General features: G+C 40.0%; 10 protein-coding genes. 4 read left to right on the forward strand and 6 right to left on the reverse strand.

Annotated features, from left to right (window positions below):
• Positions 1 to 899 precede the first annotated feature (899 nt).
• Both V7L07_RS06495 and V7L07_RS06500 read left to right on the forward strand, forming a co-directional pair.
• Complete coding sequence (locus V7L07_RS06495; RefSeq protein ID WP_335056093.1) at positions 900 to 2,231, forward strand: P-loop NTPase fold protein; 1,332 nt, start codon at positions 900 to 902, stop codon at positions 2,229 to 2,231.
• Positions 2,207 to 7,381, forward strand: coding sequence for an nSTAND1 domain-containing NTPase (locus V7L07_RS06500; protein ID WP_335056095.1), 5,175 nt, complete (start codon positions 2,207 to 2,209; stop codon positions 7,379 to 7,381). Before V7L07_RS06495 ends, V7L07_RS06500 begins: the two co-directional genes overlap by 25 nt.
• Positions 7,382 to 7,450: 69 nt before the next feature.
• On the opposite strand, the gene V7L07_RS06505 is transcribed toward V7L07_RS06500, so the two are convergent.
• Together V7L07_RS06505 and V7L07_RS06510 are read right to left on the reverse strand one after the other, a co-directional pair.
• Positions 7,451 to 7,855 (reverse strand): type II toxin-antitoxin system VapC family toxin, encoded by a 405-nt coding sequence (locus tag V7L07_RS06505; protein ID WP_335056097.1) that lies wholly within the window; start codon positions 7,853 to 7,855, stop codon positions 7,451 to 7,453.
• Complete coding sequence (locus V7L07_RS06510; RefSeq protein ID WP_335056099.1) at positions 7,852 to 8,085, reverse strand: AbrB/MazE/SpoVT family DNA-binding domain-containing protein; 234 nt, start codon at positions 8,083 to 8,085, stop codon at positions 7,852 to 7,854. Before V7L07_RS06510 ends, V7L07_RS06505 begins: the two co-directional genes overlap by 4 nt.
• A gap of 64 nt (positions 8,086 to 8,149) precedes the next feature.
• On the opposite strand from V7L07_RS06510, the gene V7L07_RS06515 reads away from it, so the two are divergent.
• Complete coding sequence (locus V7L07_RS06515) at positions 8,150 to 8,335, forward strand: DUF433 domain-containing protein (protein ID WP_334708290.1); 186 nt, start codon at positions 8,150 to 8,152, stop codon at positions 8,333 to 8,335.
• 64 nt (positions 8,336 to 8,399) lie between these two features.
• Here the strand turns inward: V7L07_RS06515 and V7L07_RS06520 are convergent, their stop codons facing one another.
• From V7L07_RS06520 to V7L07_RS06535, 4 genes are all read right to left on the reverse strand, one after another.
• A complete protein-coding gene (locus V7L07_RS06520) occupies positions 8,400 to 10,721 on the reverse strand; it encodes a dynamin family protein (protein ID WP_335056101.1) in 2,322 nt (773 codons plus the stop codon).
• 11 nt (positions 10,722 to 10,732) lie between these two features.
• A complete protein-coding gene (locus tag V7L07_RS06525; protein ID WP_335056103.1) occupies positions 10,733 to 11,269 on the reverse strand; it encodes a hypothetical protein in 537 nt (178 codons plus the stop codon).
• A gap of 142 nt (positions 11,270 to 11,411) precedes the next feature.
• Positions 11,412 to 13,817, reverse strand: a complete 2,406-nt coding sequence (locus V7L07_RS06530; protein ID WP_335056105.1) for a dynamin family protein — start codon at positions 13,815 to 13,817, stop codon at positions 11,412 to 11,414.
• A gap of 440 nt (positions 13,818 to 14,257) precedes the next feature.
• A complete protein-coding gene (locus tag V7L07_RS06535) occupies positions 14,258 to 14,503 on the reverse strand; it encodes a type II toxin-antitoxin system Phd/YefM family antitoxin (RefSeq protein WP_442936013.1) in 246 nt (81 codons plus the stop codon).
• A 148-nt stretch (positions 14,504 to 14,651) separates the two neighbouring features.
• Here V7L07_RS06535 and V7L07_RS06540 point away from each other — a divergent pair, with 148 nt between their 5' ends.
• Positions 14,652 to 17,081, forward strand: coding sequence for a GH116 family glycosyl hydrolase (locus V7L07_RS06540; protein WP_335056107.1), 2,430 nt, complete (start codon positions 14,652 to 14,654; stop codon positions 17,079 to 17,081).
• The last annotated feature ends 97 nt before the right edge of the window (positions 17,082 to 17,178 follow it).

Here is a 17,178-nt window from a genome sequence, read left to right on the forward strand (position 1 = left end):
AGGTTTTGAATCATGCTTGTGATGCAATTTGCAGGCGCAACAGCTTAGGAATAAGTTCCAAACCAAAAGCCTGAGATTTTTGAGAATCAGTTCTTGGTATTTTTGCTCATATTAATCCATACCAGAATCAGAATATTCTCCAGCAGTTGTCCACATTTTGAAAAGTCTAAATTATTATTAGCCCTGGCGGCTATAAGTCGCTGCTATACGAGACATAAACCCACCTCTGTGGGTTTCAAATTATTTGAGTTTGCGTAGGCGGTCTACCCTCCGGGTTCTCCAAAGGAGTAGGTTTTTGTAGCCACGATTTATAATCGCTTAGTATATTTGCTTTTGTTTAGAAGTTCCCTTCAAAAGAGCGACAAAATTGTACTTAACAGTACCTTTTTTTGTGTTGGATATTTTTAATATTCATAAGAGTACCTTATCTGATAATAGATATTTTTGCTATTTATACTTATATAGCAGTCTTAAATCATTCGTGAACAATAAGATCCCCGACTTCGTAAAAGTTGTCGGGGATCTGAGTCTCTCGATTTTCACAACTCATTTAGGATCGCTATAGTAGTATTTTTGCTTACTTTAATTCAAACATCACCATTAATATATGCTATATCGAACAGATAAGACTAGTATTTGATTACGTGAAAAAACTCAGTACACGTCTATTCCCTTCTTCCCAGTTAAGAGTTTCCTCCCTATACAAGTAAGTTCAGTAATCAAAGACGCTCGATGACTCGCTACCGCTTCGCTATCGGATTCCTATAGATATAAACAATTATCCAGAATGCTGCTAGTTTAGTTAGTAGTTTGATTAAAATAAGGCATAAATTACCTAAAATCAATATATTTATCTAGTAAATTTTTTCATCCCCATTCCTGAGTGAACTTGATTAGTTATGCTCCTAGATTTAGAAAGATTTTATCAGGCTTGCAATCCGAGCAGACCTCTAATTATAGGAAACTCTAGCGATCGCAGGTACTATATCGATTTTGCTGCGGTGCGTGGTGGCAAAATCATCGAGGCTTTGCAGCGCACGATCGCTCGAATCTCGCCCAATTCTCCAACTTGTCAGCTATTTACCGGACATCTCGGCTGTGGAAAATCAACGGAGTTGTTGCGGCTGCAAGCTGAATTAGAAGTGGAGCAATTTCATGTAGTTTACTTTGAGTCTACCCACGTCTTAGAAATGGCTGATGTGGATGTGACTGATATTTTGTTAGCGATCGCAGGACAGGTGAGTGAAAGCTTAGAAGCGATGAAAATCAGGCTCAAACCTACCTATTTTACCAAGTTGTTTGGTGAAATTGTCGATTTTCTGCAAACACCAATTGAACTTGGGGTAGAAGCAGAGTTATCTGTAGGAATTGCCAAAATTACAGCTAAAACTAAAGAAAGTCCCCAATTGCGGCGGCGGCTAAGGGATTATCTAGAACCGCGAACAGCAAATATTTTACAGTCAATTAATCAAGAATTGCTAGAACCTGCCATCAAGCAACTGAAAGCCAGGGGGAAAAAAGGACTGGTAGTGATTGTTGATAACTTGGATCGAGTCGCAATTCGACCTTTACCATCGGGGCGATCGCTGCCAGAATATTTATTTATTCAGCGTGGTGAACAATTACGCAAACTGAATTGTCATGTAGTCTACACTATTCCCCTAGCCTTGACTTTTTCCAACGATAGCGCCGAACTTCAACATCGTTTGGGGGGTGGAGTTGCACCAAAAGTTTTGCCGATGATACCTGTACGTCTGCGCTCTGGCGAGATTTTTCCGCAAGGGCTAACAATGTTACGGCAAATGGTACTAGCTAGAGCTTTTCCAGACATTTTAGCTAGCGATCGGTTAGGCTTAATTACAGAAGTGTTTGATAGTCTAGAAACCTTAGATCGATTGTGCTTGATTAGTGGTGGTCATGTACGCGACTTACTAGGGTTGCTGTTTGACTGTCTGCGAGAACAAGATCCACCCTTTGAGCGGGAGTGTGTCGAATTGGTGATTCAAAGACAGCGAGATTACCGAGCTAACGCCATCGATCCCCAGGAGTGGGAATTAATCTTTCAGGTGGTGCAGCAGCAGAGAGTTAGAGGTGATATAGAATACTACACTCTATTGCGAAGTCTATTTGTATTTGAATACCGCGATCATCAGGGAGCTTGGTTTGCCGTCAACCCAGTTTTAGCAGAGACGGAAAAATTTAAATCATGGTTGAACGATACCCACAAGTAGATGTCAGAGCAGCTAATGAGCGGGCTTTGCGGAGTTTAGGGAGAGCAATTACCCTTTCTAGTGGTCAATTTTCTCTGGTTTTGGTGTGCTGCAATTATCGAGCTTTGCAAGAGCGAATGCTGCAACGACTCGAAGAACTCTCTTCAGGAGTACACCAAATTTTAAAGGTCGTTCTGCCGCATAATGCTAGAAGTCTTTACACAAGTATTCATTTAGAATTGCTAACCGAAGCTAATCCGCCATCGGCGTTGATGATTTTGGGTTTAGAGTCAGTAGATGGAATCGATGATTTACTGAGGTCTATTAATCATATTCGGGATGAATTTCGCAAACGTCACCCATTTCCGATGATTTTGTGGGTGAATGAAGAAATATTGCAAAAGGTAGTCCGTTTAGCACCAGATTTTGCTAGTTGGGCGGCGACACCGATTCGGTTTGAAATGACAACTCAATCACTGCTGCAATTTCTGCAACAGGAAACGGACTCTTTATTTGCTACGGTGTTACTAAGTGATGCTGCACAACATCAAAATCTGCAAGTTGCAAAGCATTATTCCACTGTGGAGCAAGTCTGGGAACATAGCTATGAACTCCACTTTGCCATTAAAGAGTTGCACAATCGTGGTATTACCTTAGAGCCAGAATTATACGCTAGTTTAGAATTTGTTTTTGGTCTAGATAATTATATTAGCGATCGCATTAATAAAGCTTTAAGCCATTTTCAGCAAAGCTTACAAGTTTGGCAAAAGTTGGCGGAGATAGAGGAAATCAATTCAAAATTCAAAATTCAAAATTCAAAATTGAATAAAAAGACTGGAGAAGATGAGGAGTTGACTCCCCCTGCTCCCTTTACTTCCCCATCTCCTCCATCGCCTCCATCTCCCCTACTGCTGCGACAGGGAATTTTGCTCTTTTATATTGGGCTGTGTTATTGCCGTTTTGCAGAGCAAAATCAAACAGAAAACCGTCGCCATTGGTATACGGCTAAATCTTATTTTCAGCAGTGCTTAAATATCTTGCAGGTGGCTGGGCGTTTAGATATAGTGGCTGGATTTATTAATCAACTTGCAGAGGTTTTGCAATATCTCCAAGAGTGGGAAGAGTTGCAGACAGTTGCTCAAAATTCTTTGGAGTTACATCAAACTTATGGTAGTCAAATCCAATTAGCTTGTGACTACGGTTTTCTAGCACAAGTGGCTGTGCAGCAGTCGCGGTGGGTACAGGCGAGTATTTTAGCACATGTATCACTGCTGAAATTAGGTGAAGCGCAAAAGCACAACGACCCTTATAACTGCTTATTTCCATTATTATTGGGGCAAATTTACTATTTAGTGTTGGCGAAGGCACAGCGAAATTTAGGTGAACTAGTAGTAGCTCATGAATACTTAGATAAGGCAACAAAAGAACTACCAGCAGCCTTAGAAAACAGTGCCCATCAATACGATGCCCATCGTTATATTCGCTTATTGCGGACACTGCGATCGCTATATTTTGAAGAAGGGCGCTATCTAGAAGCCTATTGCATTCGGCAGAAACGGCGTTCTGTTGAACAGCAGTATGGTTTTCGGGCTTTTATTGGCGCAGGACGCTTGCAACCCCAAAGACAGGCGACAAACCCCGCATTGATGGCACCTTCTGGAAGTAGCACCGTTGCTTTAGAAATTGCTGCTTCTGGTCGGGAGCGTGATATTAATAACTTAATTGGCAGAATTAGCCGCGCCGATCAAAAATTGACGGTGATTCACGGACAGTCAGGGGTGGGTAAGAGTTCCACTGTCACGGCGGGTTTAGTTCCAGCACTGCAAAATCGAGCCATTGGCGATCAAATAGCCGTGCCTGTGGTATTGCAAGTTTATACCGATTGGGTGCGGGAGTTAGGGAAATCTTTAAGTGAGGCGATGTCTAGTGACGCATCCCTTGCCATTTATGCCGATCTTAAGCCAGAGGCAGCCATTGAACCAGAAGTTTTACCCTACTCTGACACACCTATTACCATCCTCAGAATTTTACGACAACTAAAAGAAAATGCTGACAACCATCTGATCACAGTTTTGATTTTTGACCAGTTTGAAGAATTTTTCTTTGGTTATAGCGATCGCAATCAAAAGCAAGAATTTGATAAATTTATTAGTGATTGCCTCAATATACCTTTTGTTAAAGTCATCCTTTCCTTGCGAGAAGATTATTTACATCGGTTATTAGACTTTAAACATCTTTCGGCACTAGAAGCGATTAATAATAATATTCTCGACAAGCATATCCGCTACCAGTTAAATAATTTTTCGCCAGAATATGCTAAAGCAATTATCCGAAAATTGACCGAGCGATCGCAGTTTAATTTAGAGCCGGCTTTAATTGATACCTTAATCGAAGATTTATCAACAGAATTTGGAGAAGTCCGCCCCATTGAATTACAAGTTGTGGGAGCGCAGATTCAAGATGAACGCATTACTACACTAGAAGAATATCAGCCATATAGACCCAATAAACTCATTGAGCGATATATTAAAGAACTGATTAAAGATTGCGGCCCAGAAAACGAACGAGCCGCCTTACTTGTCTTATATTTATTAACAGATGAAAGCAACAACCGACCTTTTAAAACTCGTGCTGAGTTGGCGACACAGCTAGCAGAATTAGAAGATGCTGGCAAATTAGATTTAGTGTTAGATATTTTAGTGCGTTCCGGTTTAGTAGTTCTCTTTCCTGATGTCCCAGAACGCTATCAACTGATTCACGATTATTTAGTAGACTTGATTCGCTATCTGCAACAACAAGAATCGAGCTTACAGGTACAACTTAATCAACTACGCTACAAAGTAGAACAAAGTAAAGCTGAGATTGAGCGACTTAAAAGCGAACTCCAAAATAAACAGCGTTCTAAATTCGTAGTTCCTCATACCCAACAAGGATTAGATTTATTAACAGAATTGCGGGAGTTACAAAAGCGGGAAGAATTAAGCCAGTTAGAAATTGAGCAATTGCGAGCTGAACTTAAAGAAAAAGAATTAACAGCTAAACTTGCAGAAAGTCAAGAACAACAAAGGCTCAGTGAAGCTAAATTAAATCGTTCGCTGAAAATTGCCCTGACTGCTTCTGTTCTCGCCATATTAGGATTAAGTGTTTCCATAGTCACAGCAATAGATAGCGAAATTAAAACCCTGAGTGTATCCAGTGAAGCTCTCTTTGCCTCACAAAAAGGTATTGATGCCTTAAAGGAAGGTTTAAAAGCAGGGATAAAATTACAACAAACAGTCTGGGTAGATTCCTATACAAGAGAGCAAGTGCAGACGGCGCTTTATCAAGCAGTTTCGGGGGTAAGAGAATATAACCGCTTAGAAGGACATATATCTGGGGTGAATAGTGTTACATTTAGCAGCGATCGCTCTTTAATTGCCTCAGCCAGTGCGGATAATACAATCAAACTCTGGCATCCCGATGGTAGCTTGGTCAAAACCTTGTCGGGGCATGATGATGTAGTCAATAGCGTCAGTTTCAGCCCTGATAGTCAAATCCTTGCTTCCGCCAGTCAAGACAAGACGGTGAAGCTTTGGAGTCGAGAGGGTCAATTGCTTGCGACTCTATTAGGGCATCAAGCTGTAGTAAATAGTGTCAGTTTTAACCCTGATGGTCAGATTATCGCTTCGGCAAGTACCGACAAGACAGTGAAACTGTGGAGTCGGGACGGTAAATTACTCAAAACCTTGCAGGGACATAATGGTGCAGTTTTGGGTGTCGCTTGGTCAACCGATGGTCAAACCCTAGCTTCCGGGAGTGCTGACAAGACAGTGAAGTTATGGAGTCGGGACGGTAAATTACTCAAAACCTTCCAGGGACATGAAGATGCAGTCCTAAGTGTAGTTTGGTCGCCCGATGGTCAAACTATTGCTTCTGCTAGTTTAGACCAGACAATCAAACTGTGGAATCTGAATGGTAAGCTACTGCGAACCTTATCGGGGCATAGTGCTGGAGTTACCAGCGTCAGTTTTAGCCCCGATGGCAAAACGATCGCTTCTGCAAGTACCGATGAGACAATCAAACTTTGGAGTTCTGAAGGTCTGTTGCTGGGAACCCTAAAAGGACATAATAATTGGGTGAATAGCGTCAGTTTCAGCCCAGACGGTCGCACCCTGGCTTCCGCCAGTCGGGACAAAACTATTAAACTTTGGCATTGGGACGATGTGTTATTGCGAAAGCCCAAAGCTGATAATGATGACTGGGTAACTAGCATTAGTTTTAGCCCAGGCGATCGCACCTTAGCAGCAGCAAGCCGAGATAAAACTGTAAAACTTTTCAGTCGAGACGGTAAACTTATCCGTACATTCACAGGGCATAAAGGTCAAGTTTGGGGCGTTAGTTTCAGCCCTGACGGTCAAGTAATTGCTTCGGCTAGTAAAGATAAAACGGTAAAACTTTGGAGTCATGACGGTCAATTACTCAACACCTTACAGGGTCATAATGATGCCGTCTTGGGTGTTGCTTGGTCGCCTAATAGTCAAGTAATAGCTTCAGCTAGTAAAGATAAAACAGTCAAACTTTGGAGTCGCGACGGTAAACTTCTCAACACCTTGCAGGGACATCAAGATGCGGTGAACTGGGTCAGCTTTAGTCCTGATGGCAAGTTGCTAGCCTCAGCCAGTGATGACAAAACCGTGAAAATCTGGAGTGTAGATGGTAAATTGCTATACACATTAACTGGTCATATCCGCCGAGTAAATGGGGTTGCTTGGTCGCCTGATAGTCAAAGCATTGCTTCAGTTAGTATTGATAGCACAGTGAAGATTTGGAGCCGAGACGGTGAATTACTAAATAATCTCACGGGAGATGGCGATAGTTTCATCAGTGTCAGTTTTAGCCCCGATGGCAAGACTCTGGTAGCCAGCAGTGATGACAACGTGAGGCTTTGGAACCGAGAAGGGACGTTACTGATTGCTTTGAAAGGTTATAAGGATGAATTAACCAGTGTCACTTTTAGCCATGACGGCAAAACTTTAGCTGCGGGAAGTGCTAACGGTACGGTGATTTTACAGAATTTAGCAGATATCCAACTAGAAAAATTACTGGCGCAAGGTTGCCATTTGCTCCATGATTATTTGCAGACTAATCAAAAGGTAATGAATAGCGATCGCGCCTTGTGTTCTGGTAAGTGATAGCCTATTTGATTATTGAATTTACTTTTGCCTTGTTCTACTAATGTGTTTGCTCATTCAATTTAATGGCTATTCAGGTGAAATGAGCCTAACGTTGGGAAAATAGGTGCGATAGCGATTGACATCACGGGTAATGAGAGGCAAATTAGCAGTGCTAGCATGGGCACCAATGTAGAAATCAGGCAATGGGGAGGTTCTGGTGCCACCACGACGACGGTAGTTAAGAAAACTTTGACCTGCTAGGAATGCCGCATCCCAAGGTAAAGGCAGACGTTGAAATATATCTTCCGGTAATGCAGTGATGAGTTCCTGTTCTCTGGGAAAGCCGATGGCAATCTCAGCGTAGATGATGGGATTGATGGCAAGTTGGTCTTGACGGGCATAGGTTGTCAGTTGAAAAGCTGACCAATCAAACCAGTTGGGATCGTTGGTAAGAATGTCGAGGATAACGTTGCTGTCTACCAAGACGGTCATGAATTTTCGTCGCTGCGGGTGAGGGTCATAATTTGCTCAGTGGTGAGGTTTCCAGCAGCGCAACCCCGCATGGTGTCAATCCAGGTTGAGATTTTATCGGTAGGTTGTATTTTCTTGAGGTAGAGGCGATCGCCTTCGATTTCAAATGCTAATTCTACGTCAGCAGAAATGTTTAGCACCTCTCGGATTTCAGGAGGGATGGTAATCTGACCGTCAGGTGTAATCCGCATAGTGTGTTTCTTGGTTCTTGCGTTCTTATGTCCTCATATTAATCCATCCAAATAATTCTAATTCATGCAAAAAATCGTATCCGATCCAAAAATAATGATGGGCAAACCTGTCATTTCAGGAACTCGTATTACAGTTGAATTAATTCTCGAAAAACTTGCTGCGGGTGAAACTCCTCAGCAAATACTCGAAGCGCATCCACGACTTAGCGATGAAGGAATTAGAGTAGCTCGTAAGATAAGTGAATTTTAGATGCGATTGGAGATGGAACGAACAATGTGATCTGTTAAATTTCAACAAGCACAGAATCCGATATCTACGACGGGCTACGCACTTCCTGTAACCGAGTCTTTTTTAATGCAGTAGATAATTGGCGCAAGCGATCGCTAACTTCTAAGTTAGACTCTTGCGATCGTAATTCTGGTGGTATCTCTGCTAACAGAAGTGGATTTTCTTGCAACCATTCATTATGGGCAATCCCCGTCCATGTACCTTGCTTTTCTCTAAAACTATCAATCAATCCTTTTAGTTCTTGAATGCAGTACGATTGAAAACCTGCTGCTTCAAAAATTGCAGCATACAAATACTCTTCAAAAGCATTGATATCATTTTCAACTTCAAATATTACATCGTCTTGGGGAGATTTAAATTCGCTGAAAATATCTATAGTAGTTTGTGTAAAAACATTAATAATAGGTGCTGCAACTCCTGTTAAACCTAAAATTTGTTGCCTCGTTTCAGGATTATAGAGTAATTTATAACCATATTTTGCATATCTTTTGAGAACTTGAAAAGCGACTTCTTCACCCATGTAATAGTTATCAACTATTTCAATGTCTACACCAAGACTCTTAGCAATTTTATCGCGGGCATCGCTATTAAGCGGAGCGCGAATTAATACTTCTGCAACCGGACGGGCAAAACGTAAAAATAGAACACTTAAGCTATTTTCTAGCTTAGATAAAAAGTATTCTTCCGATTTATCAATTAATCTTTCTTTTACTTGCTTACTGCCCCACAATAAGCTTGTCATATATTCGACTAATTTTAATGCCTCATCTTTCAATTCCAGAGCGAGTTGTCGGGCTATAGAAGATAAAAGCTTGCTAATGTCGCCATATAAATCTTCCCGCCAAGCAAAATTAGCTTTCATGCGGTCAAACTGTGGAAATGAGTTGGCAGCAAAGATAATATCTTTTTTTCTAAATGCTTCTTCTTTAAGTTTCTGGATTTCACTAGCTACAATTTGTAGATATCTCTCTTTAAATTTGGCGAGGCTGGTTGCAGAATTTGCGGTTAAATTATCGAAAGAGTTATTGGCAACAGAAGAGTCATAAAATTTTTGGAGGTCAGCTTTCTTCTCTTCCCATTTATAATTCCACCATTCGCTAAACAAAACTCGTCTACGGTCTTCTTCAAATCGTTTTGCTTCTTCAGGATTTTCAGGATAACGTTTGCTAACTAAATTATAAATTTCTTCTGAGGTAGTTAAAATTGTATTTATGGAAGCCTCACATCTCTTTTTTAAGATGAACACACGTTCAGTATTAATATAATTAAATATTTTTTCTTTTATTTCTGGAATTCCAGTACCTTTCTTATTTAAAGTTTCCTCATCGATGATTCCAGTTAATCTTTTTAACTGGACTTGAATATTGTGTGTATCACCAATCTCTAACCTTGTCTGTTCTCCAGCTAATCCATTCAAAATTAGATATGCTCCCGCCGAACCATATATAATACGTTCCGGTGGAAGTTTGGCACGTTTAAACCAATCTTGAGATGCTTCTTCAATATGAGTTTTAAGTGCTTCTGGAGTAGCTAACGAGTCAATACGACTTAAAAACACAAAGAGTTTATCAGCAACGGTAATGTTTTTGTCACCAAGTTCTGTAAACCTGATGATTTCTAGTTCTTTCTCTCTCAGGCTGGTAAAACGCTGTACTAATATTACTGCATCGCAATCTGACAGCATTTCCTTGGCTTCGTCAACGTGCTTTGCCAAACCTGAATCTAAACCAGGAACATCATAAAATACAATACCTTCAGCTTGGGCAAGTTTGTTAGTATAAAGTCTCGCTTCTAAAACAGCATGAGCATACTTTTCATCTGCTACATATTTCTTGAGTGATTCTCTAATATCGTCTAAACGAGTAAATGGAAAAGTACGATTACCTTCTCTTATTACTTGCTGCAAAGTAATTTCATTTTCTCGAATAGTTTTGATATCTTCTTGGGCTTTTGCTGTTTCAAGTTCCTTCAATAAATTGATAAATTGTTCTTCTGTTTTCGCTTGTACTTCCAGCTTTTGCTCGGTATCATTTTCAACCGAATAAATTTGCGTTGTTGTAAATGTACACCTTCCTCCCTTGGCTGGAAGTAAATCGCATTCTAACCAGGCATTAATAAAAGTACTTTTTCCCGCTTTTTCTAAACCTACAACTGCAATGCGAAACTCTCGCTTTTTCAGCCTTTCAAGTTGACGACGGGCTGGTTCTGCTTCTTGTAACAGAATTGCTTTTAATTGAGATGGAATTTCGGCTTGAGGTAAATTAGCTAAATTAACCGCGTATCGCTGTACGTTTAGAGCTTCACTTAAACGAGCCTCATAATAAGAAGATGCTGTTTTCCAATCCATTTAAAGGCTCCTTATACACGGTTAAATTTTTCTAAGCCAGATAAATCTTCGAGACAAGCTATTTTTCTGACAACACCTTGACCATGAGATGGTAGATTTCGCTTTAAAATATATGGAACTTTTTTATCCAGCATTTCTTGTCCATCAGCGATATGAACTCTGATGTAAATTTCTCTTCGTTCATGAATAGTTAAAATATTCTCGTCTGTGAATTTCAAAGACTCCTCTATTAAGTCTGAAACAGCAGATTTGGTACATAAGAAATATCGTGCATTATCTATTAGTTTCTCTAGATCAGAGGCTGTGATTAAATCATTTTCTCTTATATTATTAACTACAAAGGCTGGTACAACGAGATGTAAAGCTACAGTCAATTTCTGTGGAGAATTATCTAAAGGTTTTGAGGAAATAACTGTAGGCTGTGAACTTGTTGCCATATTTACTGGCTTTGGTTGTATTTTTTGTTCTTTTGGGGTGACAACATTATTAATAATCTGACGACCTATATTGTCAAGCTGACGACCTATATTTTCAAAAATTCCTGGCATCTATTTTTCCTCTTAATAAGGCTAAGTAAAAAACATAATATTATTAGCATAACTAATAATATTAAAATAAAGTTAAAGGACTATGGTAGATAGATTGCGATGAATTCAGACATTTAGTTAATAAGCTTAATGTCTGAATTTGTTATTCATAATTCAGAAAATCTTCCAACTTAAAAAATTCTTGTGCAAGGCTTTGAGATTTTTTTTGCATAGGTTGCCAGACATTTTTTTGCATCTCATAATCTATGCTAATCTCTCTGTTTGCAGTATCAAGTCTTTCTTGATATCGATTAATAACTTCTTCCTGAACCTCATCTACATTTTTTGTTAACCTATCAATTTGTTCTAGTAGCCATCGTAAAAGTTCTTTTACTATTGATTTATCTTCTTGCTTAAGCTGAAATTGCCAATTCTCAAGTAACTTTTCTGTGCTAGGGATTTCTGCATTATTACTAGAACGAGTTTTATATTCAATTTCGTAATATGTTTTTTTAAAAATCCACAATGTATACCAAGTTCTTTTTGTTTTTGAAACTTCTATTTCTTCTTCCCAAGTTCCTGGTGTAATTGCAAATCCAGCTTTAAAACTTAAATTAAATTTTGGTTTGCTATCAACTTTTATAAGTTTAGAATCAGGAAATTTGATAGCAATATTAGGTGCAATATTATTTGTACCTTTTTCAAGATGAGATAAATGGCATTTAAAAAGCTCAACTACTGCCTGGTACATTCTATCTAATTCTTGATTAACTATTTGCTTCAGTACATCTTCCATAACTAGATTTAAGTGAATTGCAAGTTCGTTTAATTCTTCATTTAATTGTTTAAGTCTTTGTTTCTCATCTTCAGTCCTAGCTTCCATTATTTTGCCTGCCTTAGCAACAGAACCTGTGTATCCTAAATTAACTAGTCTTCTTAAACAATTTGCCAACAAATTTACATTTAAAACATTTGCTTTTTTTAAATTGGGAGAATCTAGACTGATTTTTCCAGTATCTAAAGACTTTGCGACTGGTTCTAATACTTGGTTGATTCCTCGGCCTATACCATTTCGCCATCCAAAAAGTGGATATAATTTTTCTTGTAATTCATTGTATGGCTCAATCTTATTAAGACTTGCTATAATGTTTTCTAAATATAGTACTAGATCATCTTCTGATTCATCAGCTATAGCTTCTTTAATTTTCTTATCTATTTTTTCAAAAGGCTCTCTTAATTTAGTATTGCTGATCTGTAGAAAACGTTCTAATTGTGACCGAATCGATGATATCTTTTCACATTCCTCTTGATATTTTTCTTCTGAACTATTCAAAATCGCACTTGTGGTCTGTAAAGCCCACTCCGTAATAGCATTACCAGCAGCAATATTAAAACGTTCTATTGCTTGAGGAATTACTAACCGGGGAAAATGTTGATTAATATGATTTCTTAAATTATTCTGAAATTCATCAGCATAGGATTTTTGCCATAATGCTTCAGCAACTCTGTTTCTGTCGTGTCTAGACCATTTTTCTGGTTTACCTGACAGTTCATCTAATATATCTTCAATTAATCCATAAAAATGGTTACGTACTTTTTTACAAACATCAAAACTGTAGTTATCATCGTAATTTTGAATTTGAAGCGATAATAACGCAGGCCATGTACTCAGTTTTACTACTTCTAAATTCTCAATTTCTTGTGAGTATTCTTTTAGTTGTTCTGTCAATTCTTTTTTAATACTAAGTATAGCTTTTGCTACAAACCGATTTTCTGTTTCTGGCCAGTTTCTATCTGCTCGAAAAACGTCAATACGATTGAGAATAAACAGCATACGTGCAGGAGAACCACCTAAATCTTTTACTTGCTCAACTACTTCTTGCAGCAAGCTTCTAACTTTTTCTTTGTCGGTTTCTGCACTGTTATATGTTACTAAGCACAATGCCTCACGACACTGTTTAATCACATTCGCATTACCTTCATCGCCCACATAGGCTAAACCAGGCAAATCCAAAATTCTTACCTTGACACCTCTGGGTAATTCCAGTTTCGATTCTTTGATGAGTCTGAAAGGGTAAGATATGGTCGATTGGGGACAAGCTAAATTAGCTTGTTTCTCTCTGTTATCGATGTAATTTATCATGACATCGTACAAGCGTTGATAAATTCGCTCATCACTAATACCTGCCCATTCTCCACACTCCCATAATGCTCCTGGAGTTTCATGGATTATTAAAGATTTTGTTTCGCTGTATTCTATGGTTACTGCTCCGGCGCTCATTTCGCTGACAGCCACAGGAACAATTTCTGCTCCACATAATAGATTTACTAAAGTGCTTTTACCGCTACTGGTAGTTCCTGTTGTTGCAAGGGTAAGAGTAGGATTGCGAAGCTCATCTACTAAATTATCAATAGCTATCTCTAACTTGTCAGAAAGTTCTTGTAGTTCGGCGTGATATGTATCTGGCAAATGCTCAGATATTTCGGTAGAAAAATTATGCCAATATTTGGAGAGAAGTTGGGCATTTTGTTCTACATCTTCAAATACTTTGTATAACTTATTGGTCATTTGAAAACCTCTTGCTAATTTTTTATAACTACAGAACTTTTAATTTCTGTACACTTCCAATAAATTTATTTAGTTAATATGTAGCTCAATTTGAGTTTTTTCACTATTTATTTATAATCGTAAACAAGCTGAATAGCTTACGTAATTTTACTTAATTGACTATTAAAGTGTTTAAAATTTTTATGGTTGTACGTATATTGATATCAACACGATTTATTGCTTGCCACTAGTTTGATGCGCGATCGCCCTTATCATTGGCAAAGCGAAGTTAAAAATAGTATCCATCAACTCCCGAAACTATTTATCCGCATAAACTGGGTTGCGCTCTTTCAACCAAGAGTAAGCAGTATCAATTTCAGCTTTTGCAGTCTGAGTCAGCCTAACTTGAAATGCCATACTTTTGCTGCATTTCTTGCTCAAATTCGCTAAGAGTACTGGTTCTACCAGCCTCTACATCTATCTTCAAGTCCCTGCTTAATTCCGGCGATTGCTTCCAACCTTTCCAATGCATCCAGCAGTTTTTGGTAAGACTCTGCATCCTGAACCACAAGTTCGGCTTTGCCATTAACTGTCAGCACTACGGGTTTTCCTGTCTGCTTCATCTGCTGTAGGAATTCCAATGTATTGCGTTTAAAGCTAGAGAGTGAATGGATGTCTCGACTAATATTTAGCATAAGGTTGATCATGCATTACAATTGCACTCAATTTAATGCTATCTCAATAGCTTCCGTCCAGTACAAAGTTAATTGTTACGCCAGTACTGCGTTTTACTTGAGAAAAATCGCACATCGCGTTAGTCTTCATGGACGTAACTGCACGCTGTAAAATCAGGCGATGACAAATCAACTTTCTCCGAAAATTCCCTCTTGCACTTGGAGCCGTCCCATCGGCTTAGGCTGGGACAAACCTTATACCGTCCGCTATGCAAGTAATATCGATGATGGTCCTTGGCATGGTATGCCTTTAGGTGGCTTTGGTGCAGGTTGCATCGGCCGTTCTTCACGGGGAGATTTTAACCTGTGGCACATTGACGGTGGTGAGCATACCTTCAAAAACGTTCCCGCTTGTCAATTCAGTGTGTTTGAGTCCAATGGTACATCTTCCCAAGCCTACGCTTTATCTACCCAAGCACCCGATGATGGTACTCTCAAAGCTTGGCAGTGGTATCCAACACTTCGCGGCACAAAGGGGACAGGCAATTATCACGCGCTATACCCACGTAGTTGGTTTGTGTATGAAAATGTATTTCAAGCACAGTTGACTTGTGAGCAGTTTTCCCCAATTTGGGCAGGTAATTATCAAGAAACTAGCTACCCTGTGGCAATATTCCTCTGGAATGCTCACAACCCAACAGATGCACCAATTACTCTCAGCATTATGCTCACTTGGGAAAATATGGTGGGTTGGTTTACAAACGCTCTCAAATCTCCTCAAGTACAGGTGCGCGATGATGGTAGTCCGGTTTATGAATACCAACCACGCTGGGGCGAAAGTCAAGGAAACTATAACCAAATAGTTGAAAATACACAACACTTTGGCTGTGTTTTAGGTCGGGTTGCTAGTGATGAACCATTACAAGAAGGGGATGGAACCTGGAGCATTGCGACGCTGAAGCATCCCCAAGTAGAAATATTTCACCACAGCCGATGGAATCCTGAAGGAACGGGTGAGGAAGTATGGCAAAGTTTTGCTGAAGACGGCTCTTTGCCAAATCATCTTGATACGACTCCAGCAGCAAATAATACACAGTTAGGGGCTGCGATGGCTACGCCGGCCGCAGGCATCGCACTCCGTTTTACTCTCCAACCAGGTGAAACTCTCGAAATTCCCTTTGTCCTCGCTTGGGATTTACCCATCACAGAATTTGCGGCTGGAGTTAACTATTACCGCAGATATACGGACTTTTTTGATAAAAGTGGAAATAATGCTTGGGCGATCGCATCTACTGCCCTACAAGAATACCAAAACTGGCGATCGCAAATTCAAAGTTGGCAAAAACCCATTCTCGACCGTCAAGATTTACCCGACTGGTTCAAAATGGCTCTATTTAATGAGCTTTATGACCTCACCAGTGGTGGTACTCTCTGGAGTGCAGCATCAGAACTTGACCCCATCGGTCAGTTTGCAGTGCTGGAGTGTTTAGATTACCGTTGGTATGAAAGTTTAGATGTGCGGTTATATGGCTCTTTTGCCCTATTAATGCTGTTTCCAGAATTAGAAAAGTCAGTAATTCGGGCATTTGCAAGGGCAATTCCTCAAGGTGATGATACTCCGCGAATCATTGGCTATTACATGACAATTAAAGCCGAAAGCCCGATCGCCGTTCGCAAAGTTGCAGGTGCAACACCCCACGATTTAGGCGCACCGAATGAACACGTTTGGCAGAAAACCAATTACACCAGCTATCAAGACTGCAATTTATGGAAAGATTTGGGTAGTGATTTTGTCTTGCAAGTATACCGTGATTTTCTGCTTACGGGTGCTGACGATGTAGAATTCTTAGCAGATTGCTGGCCTGCGATCGTTCAAACCCTCGACTACCTGAAAACCTTTGACCTTGATAGCGATGGGATTCCCGAAAATTCTGGTGCGCCTGACCAAACCTTTGATGATTGGCGGTTACAAGGTGTCAGCGCCTATTGTGGTGGGTTGTGGTTAGCAGCGTTGGAGGCTGCGATCGCAATCAGCGATATTTTATTAACTTACCAGATAGTTAACACAACAGAGTTGGCGTCGCAAAAATCCATCTATGAAACTTGGTTAAAACAATCTCGCCCTATCTACGACGAAAAACTCTGGAATGGAAAATATTACCAACTCGATAGTGAAAGTGGTTCTGATGTGGTGATGGCAGATCAATTGTGTGGACAGTTTTATGCTCGTCTGCTGGACTTACCTGATATTGTACCGAGCGATCACGCTCTTTCTGCCCTGAAAACTGTTTATGATGCTTGCTTTTTGAAGTTCTGCAATGGTGAATTTGGTGCTGCTAATGGTGTTCGTCCTGACGGTTCACCAGAAAATCCCCAAGCGACTCATCCCTTAGAAGTTTGGACGGGAATAAACTTTGGGCTGGCGGCTTTTCTCGTGCAAACGGGAATGAAGGATGAAGCGTTGAAGTTGACACAAGCTGTGGTGCGGCAAATTTATGATAATGGTCTGCAATTTCGCACACCTGAAGCGATCACCGCAACTGGTACTTTCCGCGCTAGCACTTACTTACGGCCAATGGCGATCTGGGGAATTTACTTAGTTATTAATTGATTGACTATTAAAACGAGAACCGTTTTGATGCAACACACTGTAGGGGTGGACAACTATACGCCCCTACGAATGGTCATATTCCACGTATAGTATGTGC

Source organism: Nostoc sp., assembly GCF_036916985.1.
Classification (GTDB): domain Bacteria; phylum Cyanobacteriota; class Cyanobacteriia; order Cyanobacteriales; family Nostocaceae; genus Nostoc.

Excerpts from the sequence above, each read along its gene's own strand:
- V7L07_RS06495 (WP_335056093.1), top strand. The coding sequence starts at position 900 with ATGCTCCTAGATTTAGAAAGATTTTATCAGGCTTGCAATCCGAGCAGA.
- V7L07_RS06500 (WP_335056095.1), top strand. The coding sequence starts at position 2,207 with ATGGTTGAACGATACCCACAAGTAGATGTCAGAGCAGCTAATGAGCGG.
- V7L07_RS06505 (WP_335056097.1), bottom strand. The coding sequence starts at position 7,855 with ATGACCGTCTTGGTAGACAGCAACGTTATCCTCGACATTCTTACCAAC.
- V7L07_RS06510 (WP_335056099.1), bottom strand. The coding sequence starts at position 8,085 with ATGCGGATTACACCTGACGGTCAGATTACCATCCCTCCTGAAATCCGA.
- V7L07_RS06515 (WP_334708290.1), top strand. The coding sequence starts at position 8,150 with ATGCAAAAAATCGTATCCGATCCAAAAATAATGATGGGCAAACCTGTC.
- V7L07_RS06520 (WP_335056101.1), bottom strand. The coding sequence starts at position 10,721 with ATGGATTGGAAAACAGCATCTTCTTATTATGAGGCTCGTTTAAGTGAA.
- V7L07_RS06525 (WP_335056103.1), bottom strand. The coding sequence starts at position 11,269 with ATGCCAGGAATTTTTGAAAATATAGGTCGTCAGCTTGACAATATAGGT.
- V7L07_RS06530 (WP_335056105.1), bottom strand. The coding sequence starts at position 13,817 with ATGACCAATAAGTTATACAAAGTATTTGAAGATGTAGAACAAAATGCC.
- V7L07_RS06535 (WP_442936013.1), bottom strand. The coding sequence starts at position 14,503 with ATGATCAACCTTATGCTAAATATTAGTCGAGACATCCATTCACTCTCT.
- V7L07_RS06540 (WP_335056107.1), top strand. The coding sequence starts at position 14,652 with ATGACAAATCAACTTTCTCCGAAAATTCCCTCTTGCACTTGGAGCCGT.